Origin of the sequence: Lysinibacillus irui (genome assembly GCF_028877475.1) — a bacterium.
GTDB lineage: Bacteria > Bacillota > Bacilli > Bacillales_A > Planococcaceae > Lysinibacillus > Lysinibacillus irui.
On sequence record NZ_CP113527.1, the window covers coordinates 2,117,851 to 2,130,900 of the forward strand.

General features: G+C 37.6%; 15 protein-coding genes. 13 read left to right on the top strand and 2 right to left on the bottom strand.

What is annotated here, in order from left to right; all coding sequences use genetic code 11:
- Positions 1 to 69: 69 nt before the first annotated feature.
- Positions 70 to 687 (bottom strand): LysE family translocator, encoded by a 618-nt coding sequence (locus OU989_RS10635; protein ID WP_274797127.1) that lies wholly within the window; start codon positions 685 to 687, stop codon positions 70 to 72.
- A 149-nt stretch (positions 688 to 836) separates the two neighbouring features.
- Between OU989_RS10635 and OU989_RS10640 the strand changes: the two genes are divergently transcribed.
- The 6 genes from OU989_RS10640 (at position 837) to OU989_RS10665 (ending at position 3,604) form a co-directional block, all read left to right on the top strand.
- Positions 837 to 1,076, top strand: a complete 240-nt coding sequence (locus tag OU989_RS10640) for a DUF3953 domain-containing protein (protein WP_274797128.1) — start codon at positions 837 to 839, stop codon at positions 1,074 to 1,076.
- 73 nt (positions 1,077 to 1,149) lie between these two features.
- Complete coding sequence (fabZ, locus tag OU989_RS10645; RefSeq protein ID WP_274797129.1) at positions 1,150 to 1,575, top strand: 3-hydroxyacyl-ACP dehydratase FabZ; 426 nt, start codon at positions 1,150 to 1,152, stop codon at positions 1,573 to 1,575.
- Positions 1,576 to 1,602: 27 nt separating this feature from the next.
- Positions 1,603 to 1,782, top strand: a complete 180-nt coding sequence (locus OU989_RS10650; protein WP_274797130.1) for a hypothetical protein — start codon at positions 1,603 to 1,605, stop codon at positions 1,780 to 1,782.
- A 169-nt stretch (positions 1,783 to 1,951) separates the two neighbouring features.
- Positions 1,952 to 2,365, top strand: coding sequence for a hydroxymyristoyl-ACP dehydratase (locus OU989_RS10655; protein ID WP_274797131.1), 414 nt, complete (start codon positions 1,952 to 1,954; stop codon positions 2,363 to 2,365).
- Positions 2,349 to 2,795, top strand: coding sequence for a DinB family protein (locus tag OU989_RS10660; protein ID WP_274797132.1), 447 nt, complete (start codon positions 2,349 to 2,351; stop codon positions 2,793 to 2,795). Before OU989_RS10655 ends, OU989_RS10660 begins: the two co-directional genes overlap by 17 nt.
- A gap of 62 nt (positions 2,796 to 2,857) precedes the next feature.
- Positions 2,858 to 3,604 (top strand): polysaccharide deacetylase family protein, encoded by a 747-nt coding sequence (locus tag OU989_RS10665; protein WP_274797134.1) that lies wholly within the window; start codon positions 2,858 to 2,860, stop codon positions 3,602 to 3,604.
- 44 nt (positions 3,605 to 3,648) lie between these two features.
- On the opposite strand, the gene OU989_RS10670 is transcribed toward OU989_RS10665, so the two are convergent.
- Positions 3,649 to 3,927: a translation initiation factor 2 gene (locus OU989_RS10670; protein WP_274797135.1), complete on the bottom strand. Its 279-nt coding sequence runs from the start codon at positions 3,925 to 3,927 to the stop codon at positions 3,649 to 3,651.
- Positions 3,928 to 4,067: 140 nt separating this feature from the next.
- Between OU989_RS10670 and OU989_RS10675 the strand changes: the two genes are divergently transcribed.
- The 7 genes from OU989_RS10675 (at position 4,068) to OU989_RS10705 (ending at position 13,033) form a co-directional block, all read left to right on the top strand.
- Positions 4,068 to 4,835 (top strand): GNAT family N-acetyltransferase, encoded by a 768-nt coding sequence (locus tag OU989_RS10675; protein ID WP_274797136.1) that lies wholly within the window; start codon positions 4,068 to 4,070, stop codon positions 4,833 to 4,835.
- Between the two features lie 289 nt (positions 4,836 to 5,124).
- Positions 5,125 to 6,639: a lmo1851 family serine protease gene (locus tag OU989_RS10680; protein WP_274797137.1), complete on the top strand. Its 1,515-nt coding sequence runs from the start codon at positions 5,125 to 5,127 to the stop codon at positions 6,637 to 6,639.
- A 70-nt stretch (positions 6,640 to 6,709) separates the two neighbouring features.
- Positions 6,710 to 7,612 (top strand): CobW family GTP-binding protein, encoded by a 903-nt coding sequence (locus OU989_RS10685; RefSeq protein ID WP_274797138.1) that lies wholly within the window; start codon positions 6,710 to 6,712, stop codon positions 7,610 to 7,612.
- A gap of 444 nt (positions 7,613 to 8,056) precedes the next feature.
- Positions 8,057 to 8,743, top strand: a complete 687-nt coding sequence (locus tag OU989_RS10690; protein ID WP_274797140.1) for a CAP domain-containing protein — start codon at positions 8,057 to 8,059, stop codon at positions 8,741 to 8,743.
- A 768-nt stretch (positions 8,744 to 9,511) separates the two neighbouring features.
- A complete protein-coding gene (locus OU989_RS10695) occupies positions 9,512 to 10,945 on the top strand; it encodes a spore germination protein (protein WP_274797141.1) in 1,434 nt (477 codons plus the stop codon).
- The gene (locus tag OU989_RS10700) at positions 10,942 to 11,967 is read left to right on the top strand and encodes a GerAB/ArcD/ProY family transporter (protein ID WP_274797142.1); all 1,026 of its coding nucleotides are present in this window, start codon (positions 10,942 to 10,944) and stop codon (positions 11,965 to 11,967) included. The genes OU989_RS10695 and OU989_RS10700 overlap by 4 nt, the downstream gene beginning before the upstream one ends.
- Entirely contained in the window at positions 11,957 to 13,033 is a 1,077-nt protein-coding gene (locus tag OU989_RS10705) for a Ger(x)C family spore germination protein (RefSeq protein WP_274797143.1), read from the top strand. The genes OU989_RS10700 and OU989_RS10705 overlap by 11 nt, the downstream gene beginning before the upstream one ends.
- Positions 13,034 to 13,050 lie beyond the last annotated feature (17 nt).

Here is a 13,050-nt window from a genome sequence, read left to right on the forward strand (position 1 = left end):
GTATGTATTGGCTAACATTCTTCATTTTCCTGCAAAAAAAGAAGAACACATATCGTGTTCTTCTTCAAATTATCTACTTTGTGTCTGTAACGCTAAACGGACACCGAGACCGATATAAACGAAGCCAACTGTCTTTTCAAGCCAACGTGAGCTACCACTCGTTTTCGTAAAGATTTTCTCACCGATGAAGCTTGTAATAATTGCTAGTAGGATAGTATACAAGGCACTCATTACGACAAATGTAATCCCCAGCGTTAGCAATTGGCTTGTGACAGATTGTTCATTGTGCTGAATAAATTGTGGTAGGAAGGCAAGGAAAAATAATGCCGTCTTCGGGTTTAAAATTTCTGCCAAAAACCCTTGGCGGAATGACGTACTAGCAGGGCTTTGTTCCACAGTTGGTTGTTCGATTTTCTTTGGTTTTGTGAGGAGCATTTGAATACCTAAATACACAAGGTAGGCTACCCCTATATATTTCACCACTTCAAAGGCAGTGGCTGATTTCATTAAAATAGCAGAAAGACCTAAAACAGCCGCTAATGTATGCACTAAATCTCCAAGACCAATGCCTAAAGCTGTATAGATCCCATTCTTTTTACCACTTTTTAATGTTTGTGTAATCGTGATAATGACAGCAGGACCTGGAATTAAAAATAATAAAAGAACTATTGCAATAAAAGATAACATGCTAAACCATCCTATTCTAATAAACTAATCATTCTAGGGTGAATGCATGGAATATTATATTCTAGCTACAGTGCGGCTGTCGATAAAGAAATATTGAAAAAGTAATGAAAAAATATTCAGAAAAATAATTTAACGGGGGAGTGATTGCAATGAGCAGATCTTTAGGCTTACAACTACTATTTGCTGTGGTCATTATTATGATTAGCGTTTATGGTCTCGTAACAAAGGATTTTACGTTTTTACCTGTTACCTTCACCTTATTAGGCTTAACATTTGTACTTATCGGGGTGAGAGAGTGGCGAAAGGAGAATAAATCGGCAATGAGCATCGTATCATTTGGCACAGCTTGTTTTCTATTTTTGGTTGTAGCACTGTCTTTTTTTCCTTAAACTCTATTTTTAGTATCAACTACTAATAATTAGTGTTAGAATAAGGCTATAAAAAGCTGTGGAGGGATTACGTATGTTAACTGGTCAACAAATTCAAGAAATTTTACCACACCGTTATCCATTTCTTTTAGTAGATCGTGTGTTGGAATTAGAGGAAGGAAAGCGAGCAGTTGGGCTAAAAAATGTGACCATCAATGAGGAGTTCTTTAACGGCCATTTTTCACATTACCCTGTAATGCCTGGTGTGCTAATTGTAGAAGCACTTGCACAAGTCAGTGCAGTCATTATGCTAACAAAGGAGGGGAATGAGGGACGCTTAGGTTTATTGGCAGGTATTGATCATTGTCGCTTTAAAAAACAAGTAAAACCTGGTGATCAACTACGCCTTGAGGTGAACATTACACGAGTTAAGGGAGCAATAGGAAAAGGGACAGGAATAGCGACTGTAGATGGAGAAATCGTATGTGAAACGGATCTTGTTTTTGCGTTTGGTAATTAAAAAAATTTCGCAAATGGAGGTGCTAGTATGAAGTATACCATCATGCTGTATATTGCAATTTGTATGATGCAAATTATCATTTTAGCGAACATTACTATTGCTAAAGGTGCTTATAATGGACTGGCAATGTGGCTCTGTACGACGGTTTTTGTCTTTGCTTCTACCATGTTTGGGCTAAGCTGGCAACGGAAAAGCACTAAAAAATAGTAACTTTACTTTCTGACGTACTACTTCTCCATCTTTCTATCATATAGTATAAGGTCTAATTGTTTTTATCATGAGCGGATGAGGAGGTTTAAGGGTCGCCTTCATTGACATTAAAGATGAGCTATTAAAGCCTGAGAAAGCGCTGGCGAATGATTTTGGGGATCAATTTGTGCTTAAGTTTCATAAAAATATACTTCATAAAAAGCTAAACGATGAGGTATATAGGTCTTATTTTGTTATTTTTCAACAGCAATATACAATTCAAGAGGTTCAATATATCATCCGAATTTTAAAATTACAGGCGGATGAAATTATGCGTTATAAGCCTATTTTTATCACGTTAAGTGGGGTTATTCTGTCCGTATTGATGTTCATTGCTGCGACGATGAATAACATGTTCTTAGTGGGGATGTCGCTTGTCCAGCTTGTGTCAATAACGGTATTAAGCTTTACGATCACTGTTTTAATGATTTCCATTAAAATTGAAAAAGAGTATAAACGAGTGCAAGATGTCATTGCGTTGTTAGATTATTATGTTCAGATTAATCAGGTAGGGAGTGACCATTATGCAAAAGACGATTGATCAATTACAATATTGGATTATAAAAGTGCCCGAATTATTTCATGTGATGACAGCAGAAGAAATAGCGCATCGACCTGCGGCGAAAAAGTGGTCTAAAAAAGAAATAGTTGGTCATTTATGTGATTCGGCTATAGTTAATCTTGAAAGACTAATAAACATCCAGTATAAGGCTTCACCATACGTAGTGACTACATACGACCAAGTGCGATGGGTCGAGTTACAGGGTTATCAAGAAATGCCAATAGAAGCTATTTTACAGCTATGGACGAGCTTAAACAAAAAAATCATCTATGTGCTGGAAAACATACCTGAAAAATCGTTAGAACTACCGATTGTTATGAATCAGCAACATTTGACACTAGCATCGCTTATTCAAGATTATGTGCAACATTTGGAACATCATATACAACATCAAATTTGCGAAACGTAAGCATTTTTTTATGAAATCCTCAAATAATAAAGTACGAAAAAATTATTTGGGGACGTGAAAATGTGAAAAAGCTTTTACTGTTTTTACTACCACTTTGTCTAATTACCGTGTCATTTTTTTATATGAAAGTGAGTTCTTCTGAGAATAAAGGAAGAAAGTATTATGAAGAAGCGGGACAAATTCTTTGGGAAATCCAAACAGATGAAAAAATCATTGCCTTAACTTTTGATGATGGCCCGCATCGTAAATATACAGCAGAAATTCTCGATGTCTTGGAGCAATATAATGCGAAAGCTACCTTTTTTATTGTCGGTCAAAATGCAGAAAAAAATCCAGAACTCCTTTCAAGAATGTATGAAGAGGGGCATGAATTAGCCAATCACACATTTACGCACCCTTTAAAAACAAATGTGCCGAACTTAATGAAAGAAATTCAACAAACCGATGAAGTAATTGTTGGTATTACGGGCTATCAGCCAACATTATTCCGGCCGGTCGAGGGACAATATACCGATGCAATGATTGAAGCAATTGCCAAGGAAGGCTATAAAGTCGTGATGTGGTCCTGGCATTTGGATACGCTAGATTGGAAAAGCCCTGGAGTCCATCGTATCGTTAACACGGTACTGAAAGGTGTGGAGGCTGGTAATATTGTTCTCTTTCATGATGGTGGTGGAAACCGAGCCCAAACAGTCAAAGCACTGGAGCAGATTCTACCTGAGCTGGAAAAACAGGGTTATCAATTTGTAACAGTTTCTGAATTGATGGAAATACAGGGGACGCCGAAAAAAATGGAAAAAAAACAGTAGTGTTGAAGCAAAACGTCTTCAACACTTTTTCTTTATGTAAAGGGTTATTTTAACATTTTTTTAATTTGTTTAAGCTCAGTAATTAAATAATCAATTTGTTTCTGCATATTATCTATTTTCACTGTTTGATTGCCATTCCCGTTGCCATTATTATTTTGAGAAGAATCATTGTTCGCGTTTTGGAGCGCTTCTAGTACAAGACCAGCTGCAATGGTCTGTAAGCCATCCCCTAGTGTTGAAATGGCTGTACCAATATAAGATAGCTTAGCCGCGTAAATTTCTATGGATTCATTGCCTTGGTTTTGTTTATTATTTCTCCCCATTGTTTTTCCTCCTTACATGTGTCATTACTAGCATCATATGCGTAAGCTTAAGAAAAGGCGATTCACGTTCACGATAACGCTATTTGAATCATTCACCAATAATGGTAAAATTAGCAGAAATCATTATTGGAGGAAATGCCATGTCACAGGTAGAAATGCTTGAAATGAACGGAGAATGGTTAGAGGGAATGGGCAGTTTCTGTTTACGGAGCAAAAAGAATTCGCCAGGCTATCTAAACAAAAACAAATGGCTCAATCAACAATTTGAAAAAGGTTTACACTACATACAGCTACTTGAAAATGGTAAACAAGTAGGTTTTATTGAGTATGCAGATGCGGAGTACTCGTCGAGGGTCGTTTATGCTGATGGCTTTGTAGTTATTCATTGTCTCTGGGTGAGTGCAGTAGGCAAGGGTTACGGAACACAATTACTGAAAAAATGTTTAGAGGATGCCAAAAAGAGAGGGAAAAAAGAAGTAGTCGTCCTATCGAATGATCAAACATCCTGGACACCGAGCAAGGATTTATTTTTACAGCACCAATTTCAATGTATTGCAACAGCACCTTATGATTTCGAATTATTAATGTTTGCATTACAAGAAAATATTGATTTGCCCTACTTTCCTAATAACTGGAAGGAACGATTGGCGAAATTTCAAAACCTAACTATTTTGCGTTCGTTTCAATGCCCCTATGTTGAAGTAGCTACAGAAAACATTCAAGTAGCGGCGAATAAATTAGGATTGATACCAGATCTGATTGACCTTCAAAATAGAGAGGATCTGATGGAAAAATCGCCTACTCCATATGGCATTTTTTCTGTCGTTTATAAAGGGCAACTTATTACCTTTCATCGATTAACCGTCCATTCGGTCTATAAAAAACTGCAAAAATTAATGAATAGTTAATGAGGTGCAACTTTTTTGCTCTCTTGCACGTTATATTCTTATAGCATTTCTATGTTTCTTTTAGTTTTTTGTTGACTGCTACTAGGAAATGAGTAAAATTAAAAGGCAGTACCATTATATGTCTAAACTTAGGTGAATAGGTGCTAGAATACTAGATAGGATGAAGCATGATTGGACATGGTCTGTCATGAAATTTTGACAGTCTTTTTCTTTTCGTCTTCTGTATAACCTGTTAAGATGGTAGTAGTGTGACAACAAGTTAGTGTAAATGAGAGTGGTGACAATCAAGATGGATGAACAGAAAAAGGAAAGTACAGAACAGCAGCAGGAATCGACACCAGCTGAAATAAAGCCGGCAGGACAATTTATTCAACTGAAACCGTTTAAATTTATCATGCTCATGTTCTTTACTATTCTTATCACGGCAGGTTTAACGATTTTTGCGTTAACATTTGGTGATAAGAAAGTAGTGGAAGTGAAAGTTCCGGTTGAACGTGCGGAATTTACAAAATTATATGAAGCATTTGATTTACTGAAAAATAACTATTACCAAGATATTGATGATGAAAAAGTAGTCGACGGTGCGATCAATGGTATGTTTGATGCATTAGGAGATCCATATTCTGACTTTATGGTGAAGGAAGAGGCCGACCAATTTAATTCTGGCTTATCTTCTAGCTTCCAAGGAATTGGTGCTGAAATTCAAGAACGTAATGGTTATATTACAGTTGTGTCACCTATCAAAAATTCTCCTGCTGAAAAGGCAGGCTTATTACCAAAAGATATCATCTTAACGGTTGATGGGAAAAGCATTCAAGGCTTCAGTGCAACGGAAGCAGTGGCACTCATTCGCGGGGAAAAAGGAACACCTGTGAAATTAACAGTGAAACGCGGAGAAAATACGGAGCCTATTCACATGACAATTGTTCGTGATGATATACCAGTGGAAACAGTGTATGGCGAAATGCTTGATGGCAATATTGCCCATATTCAAATTACATCATTTAGTGAACAAACTGCCCAAGAGCTTGACAAAATCCTTGCTGAATACGAAGGTAAAGGCATGAAGGGCATTGTCTTAGATTTACGTCAAAATCCTGGTGGCTACTTAAAAGCTGCAGTAGATATTTCTAACTTCTTTGTACCAGAGGGCAAGGCGATTGTTCAGGTTCAAGAAAAAAATGCAGAGCCACAAATCACAAACGCTATTGCAGGGAAGAAATATAATCTACCAATCACAGTGCTTGTCGATAATGGTAGTGCTTCTGCTTCAGAGATTTTAGCAGGTGCTTTAAAAGAATCTGTTGGTGCCAAAGTTGTAGGTGAAACATCCTTCGGTAAAGGTACTGTTCAAAATGTGACACCATTAAAAGATGGTTCTAATCTGAAATTTACAACAGGTAAATGGTTAACGCCTAAAGGTAACTGGATTAATGAAAAAGGGATTGAGCCTGATGTCAAAGTGGCTTACCCATCTTATGCCTCTTTACCATACTTGAATGCCTCTATTGAAATGAAGGCAGGTTTACAATCTGACTCTGTGAAAGCAGCAGAGGAGATGCTTCAAGTATTAGGGTATGAGCCTGGTGAGGTCGATGGCATTTTTGATGACAATACAGAGCGTGCTGTAGAAGAACTACAAGCAGCGAATAATCTTGAACAAACAGGTATTTTAACTGGTAATACAACGTACGCATTAATGGATGCTTTACGTGCGAAAATGAAAGCGGATGATCCACAGTTGTTAAAAGCCAAAGAGCTTCTTTTAGGAACAGCTGAAAAAACTGAGGAATCAACAAACTAACAGTGTAGCTGTCGCAGCAGTCGTCTTTCACGGCATCTGCGACAGCTTTTTTTATAGGAGGATGAATAAGATGAAAGATGTATACCTTTTTAGTGGCTTTTTAGGGAGTGGCAAAACGTCAATGCTTACAGATGTCATTCGCCAACTAAAAGAAAAAAACTTAAAGCCAGCAGTCATTATGAATGAGCTTGGGAAGTTACCATTTGACTCACAGGCAGTAGAAAAAGATATTCCTCTTAAAGAGATGCTAGAAGGCTGTATTTGCTGTTCAGGTGCTGAAAAAACGGAGGCGCAAATTCAATCTCTTCTATTAGATAGTGATTTTGATGTGTTAATTATTGAAACAACAGGTGCAGCACATCCCGTGGAAGCATTAGATGCTGTGTATTCACCCCTTTTTGCTGATAAGCTTAATGTCAAAGGCATTGTCACAGTAGCTGATTCTAAGCTTTGGCTCCATCGTGAAACGCTAACACCGCAAGTACGTTCTTTATTTATGGAACAAATTCGCCATGCACATCTCTTATTGGCAAATAAAACAGATTTATTAACAGAGGTGGAGCAAGGTCAGGTCGTCTACGAGCTCCAGGGCTTAAACCCACATGCCTTTATTTTGCAAACAACAAATGGGCGTGTACCACTACATTTATTAGAGGGATTAAAGGCAACGACACAGGCTGATAAAGCGGACATTGTCAAAGCACCTATTGCCTCCTTGCAGCTTGGCTCACGCTTAGTAGAATTCACGGATGTGGAATTTTCTCAGGAGCAGTTTGAAGATTGGGTTCGAACATTACCTGAAACGATTTACCGTATGAAAGGCTATGTACCAATTGAGGGCATCAAAAATCCGATGCTGTTCCAATACGCTTATGGGATGGTACAATGGCTGCCCGAGTATATTAAAATGCCAGCAAAACTTGTCATCATTGGAGAGAATGTTGGTTCACTACCTGTTATTGGGATGAATTAAATAAAATGTTAACCTGCGCATTTTTACACATATAGGTCATGTGTAGTTTTACGCAGGTTCTTTTATTTTTATGTAAATGAAATGTAACGCCTTTGTAACATAACTGTAATATTAGAATGGCTATCAGCTATCAATGCTAGCCATCTCAAGCTCTATTCAACAATTGAAATGAAAAAATGAGGAATAGGATCGGTTGCATAAAACATACATTTTTTATTCATTTTAAATGCTGTTTTTCGAAAATATTTACTAGTTTAAGAGGAGTGTCAACCCTCTTTCGAACGTAAGTATTTCATAGATTGGAGAAACCTACTAAAAAGTAGGGTAAAAAAAACCCGATTTTTCGCGCATTTCTTTCCTTGTTGGCGTAGTTAGCAAATGATGGTAGGAATTTAAAGAAAATCATCCCTTACGATTAATGGCAGAGAAGGAGGAATTGCAAACATGAAAAAAACACTCACTGCAATTTGTGCAACATTTCTATTAGCAGCTCCAATTCAAATAGCTTCTGCTGCTACTAATACAACAGAAGGGAATTCCGTAAAGCAGTCAACGAACTGTAATGTTTATTATTATAAATGGTCAAACAATCATAAGTGGAACATTCAATTACCACAGGCATCTACACCATCTAAAGAGACGCCAACTACAAATGATAATACACAACCGACACCAAATAATAATCAACCATCACAAAATGAAAAACCAGCAACAACACCATCTACAACAACACCATCTACAACAACTTCAGATGTAAACGCGTTTGAACAAGAAGTAGTTAAATTAACAAATGCAGAACGTACAAAAGCAGGTTTATCACCACTTCAAACTGATGCAAAATTAATGGCTGCAGCTCGTGAAAAATCACAAGATATGCAAAGTAAAAACTATTTCTCACATACAAGTCCAACATTCGGTTCACCATTTGATCGCATGAAAGCTTTAGGTATCACTTACAAAGCTGCTGGTGAGAACATTGCCCAAGGTCAACGTTCACCACAAGAGGTGGTACAAGCATGGATGGACTCACCAGGTCACCGTGCGAATATCTTAAACGGTAACTTTACACATATCGGGGTAGGTTACGTGAAATCAGGTAACTACTGGACACAACAATTTATCCAAAAATAATCAACCGTTTAAAGAAAGATGCTCTATAAGTCTGCCGAGGCTTATAGAGCATTTTTTTTGTTGATTTAATGGGGAGCTACCTTCTAGAAAAGTAGCATATGGCAAAGTAATTAGAACGGATTTCTTCAAATAGGAGCGGGTATCAAGGAAAAAAGAGCGGTATTCCTGCAAAAAGGAGCGGGTAGCAATGTAAAAGGAGCACCTTTCATCAAAATAGGAGCGGGTAGCAAAGTAAAAGGAGCGCCTATCCTCTAAATAGGAGCGGGTATTAGGTTAATAAGAGCACTTTTCGACAAAAAAGGAGCGGGTAGCAATGTAAAAGGAGCGCCTATCCTCTAAATAGGAGCGGGTATTAGGTTAATAAGAGCGCTTTTCGACCAAATAGGAGCGGGTAGCAAAATAAAAGGAGCGCCTATCCTCTAAATAGGAGCGGGAACCAAGGTAATCGAGCACCTTTCAACTAAATAGGAGCTTATACTAACGTATTAAGAGCGCTTTTCGTCCAAATAGGAGCGTATATCAAGGAAATATGCGCGCTTCTCTTGACACAAGAGGGTGAGAAGGAATTAGCCTTGCATAACCAACATGAAAAAATGGAAGGTAAGCCTTTTCTGTATGAGGATCTCGAGACTTATTTTAAAAAATAAAACACCATCAAGATGCTCCTTTTTCCTTAAGGGCATCTTTTTTTATGTCTCTGTTCCCTTATAAGAGTGGCGTTTGAAAACTGCTAAAAATGCTTATACTCTCCAATAGAGGAGGCGTTTTATGGATAAAGTGGAATATATGATGAAAAGCCTGCAAAAAGTATTCTACCATTCATCTGATTTGACAGTCAGACAGGTAGATTGGCATGAAGGAAACCCTGCTATTTTATGCTTTTACGCTTCTCTTGTTGATGCGAAGGAAGTACAAAAAGTATTAGATACGATTTATGCACGATTAGATACAGAAAAGCCTTTTTGGAGTGAAACCTTAATTACGACATTAGAAGATTTTGACCTCCCTCTAGCGATTGAGCGGGTATGCCAGGGCGAAACAATTGTTATATTGCCTGAAATAGGGAAAATGCTGACACTTTCTATTATCAACGATGTCCACCGAAATCTTGAAGAACCTATTAATGAACATATTCTACGTGGCTCCCATGAAGGTTTTATTGAAAGAATCGATACGAATTTAGCCTTGTTACGCAAACGGGTGAATAATCCAGCGCTTGTCGTTAAATCTTTTCTGGTTGGCAAAGAAACCAAAACAAAAGCGTATTATCTCTACATGGATGGGGTGATCCAACCGGAGACACTGCGTGAGATAGAGAAGCGTATTAGGTCTCTCGATATCGACTATTTTTATAGTATAGGTCAATTAAGTGATGCATTGGAGGATTCTGTGTTGTCTCCATTTCCTCAATTGCTAAATACAGAACATCCTGATCGGGTTGTTGCCAATTTAGTGGAGGGTAAGGTTGTCGTGATGACGAATATTTCACCAACCGCTTTTATTGCACCCGTCACGTTTTTCTCTTTCTATCAAACACCAGACGACTACAATGGTCGAGTAATCGTTGGATCCTTTTATAAAATTGTCCGATTGCTGTCGTTTATAACTGCTGTTTTTTTACCAGCTTTTTATATTGCCGTGATTAGCTTTCACTTTGAGGTATTGCCTTTGGAATTAAGTAATCAAGTGAAAAATGATGTAAAGGATATCCCTTATCGTCCATTAATCGAAGCCCTTATTCTTGAAATTATTATGGAATTAATTCGAGAATCGAGCATTCGTTTACCACAATCCGTAGGGCAAACCATCGGGATTGTTGGAGGCTTAGTTATAGGGGATGCAATTGTAAGTGCGGGCCTAGTATCCAATTTAATGGTCATCGTTGTCGCTCTAACGGCTATTTCCAGCTATGTGGTGCCATCCGTTGAATTGAATAGTACAATTCGTATGCTACGATTTCCGTTTATGGTACTAGCCTCTATGTTTGGTTTTTTAGGGATTGTTGTGGGGATTGTTATTTTACTCATTCATCTCCTCAATTTAACGTCCTTAAAACAGCCGTATTTTTCACCGATCATTCCATTTCAGCCAAAAGCGGTCTTTAAAATCTTTTTACGCTGGCCGTTTATTAAGCCATCCGTTCAAGTTACTAGCTTTCAGCCGCCAAAGGATGCACAGGCAAAAAATGAGGATACACCATGAATGTTTCTCTTTCAAAAGCTCAATTTTTTCTTTTATTATTTATCATACAGACAGGTGTTGTTTATATTGCCTTCCAAACACCATTAATCATTGGCAGTCAGACGAATGCTTGGTGGATCTTTATGGTAGGTAGTGTCATACATTATGGTCTACTCCTATTTTTCGAACGTAATTATCAATATTTCTATTTAAATGCATTCTTTCGATGGATCTATCAAATTTATTGGCTGCTGCTAACAGCTATTTTAATTGCCTATATGGGCTATGTATTAGCCTCATGGGTACTCCCGCAGACACCTGAATGGATTGTTGTAGTCATTATTGCTGCACTATCTCTTTATGCTAATGTGAGTAGACCTGAAACAGTCATTAATATGAGTGTCATGCTACTGCCGATTATTTTGCTATTTGTGATTTTTTTAATGCTAGCGCTACCTGACTTAACGTGGAGTAACCTTTTCCCAGTTGAGTGGAATAATAAACAAATCATAGCGGGGATCATTCATAGCACTTACGCTTATTTTGGAATTGAAATGTACCTCATCTATCGACCGTATGTACAGAAGGAATTACAGGTCAAAGGGAAACCATTGTTCATCTATCAACTGGTCATTTTTATTTTTTTCTTTATGTCGATTGTTTTTACGCAAATGTTTTTTGGTTTGGAGGAGATCAAGCTTATTCCAGAGCCAATTATGTATATTTTGAAATCACAGGAAGTCACATTCGTGAAGCGGCTTGATATTTTTTTCGTTTATATATGGCTTTCTTGGTCGATTGTTACGGTCATGATTTTCGGACTGTCTTTTCGTTTGCTGTATTTGAAGAAAAATAGGAAGAAACCGATTGGAAGTATAGTTGTCTATCACATATTGCTAGCTGTTCTTCCGCTTTTTGTTATTAAATTCCGAAGCATAGAAATAATCAAAAACTCTTTACATTATCTATTTTTAGTCTTTACGTTTTTGTTACCCATTGTCATTATCTATTGGAATAAATGGAGGGGAAAAGGTGTATCGTAAGGGGATTCTACTGATGTTGTCCGTCTTGCTGCTTGTCGCTTGTTGGGATGAACGCCTCTATAAAAATGCTTCCGTTGTGACGCTTGTTGGTGTGGAAGGGCGTGTGGGGGAATATAAAGGTTATTATGCCTATCCCAACAATACTGCTCAGCAAACAGAGATTATTATGGCTGAGGGAATTTCACCAAGGGATGTTCGTAGTAAAGCCAATTTGAATGTCGAGCAGACACTTGATTTATCAGAACTATCAACTATTCTTGTTTCGGATCAAACGGTAAAAGAGCCCCTTTATGATATTTTAGATATTTATTTTCGTGATCCCCATAACCCCATTTCCATTAAAATTGCAATAACAGATGGGGATGTTCAACCGTTTATTGACTTAACAAAAGATTTATCGGGTAGTGCAGGAGGCTATTATCAACGGTTTATTGAAAGTTCAGAAGAAAATACCTATTTTCCGAAGCTGGATTTACAGACCGTTGGCTCGATGTTATTTGAACAGACAATCGATATTGCTCTTCCATATATCAAGCTAAGTGAGGATAGAAAGCATGCGGTTGCAGCTGGTTTAGCCTTGTTTTCAGGTCAAACCTTTACGGGTACAGTCTTAACACCAGATCAATCATTAATGATGCTGCTTTTAATGAATCAATCTAGTAAACAAGCACGAATGAGCTATATGTGGAAGCATGATGGAAAAGAAATGCCGATTACAGCAAATGTTATTCATGTGAAAAGGAAATGGACAGTGAATGAGGAATTACGAAGAATCACGATGGACTATCAAATAGACATGGAAATTGAGGAATTTGCCCAAAATCATTTATATAAAGATTCCATTTTCAAAGATGTTCAACAATTGTTTCAAGATCGTGTGCAGGCTGAATTTGAGGAGGTTTTACGCATTCTTCAAAATCAAAAGTCAGATACATTAGGGATAGGTCGTCATATTCGGGCTTACCACCCAAACATGTTTCAAGAAAACTGGCGTGATGAATTTGCATCATTACAGCTTGTGCCGACAGTTCAAGTAAAAATCATTCGTACAGGAGTTATACGATAAAAATCGCCTTTCTCAAC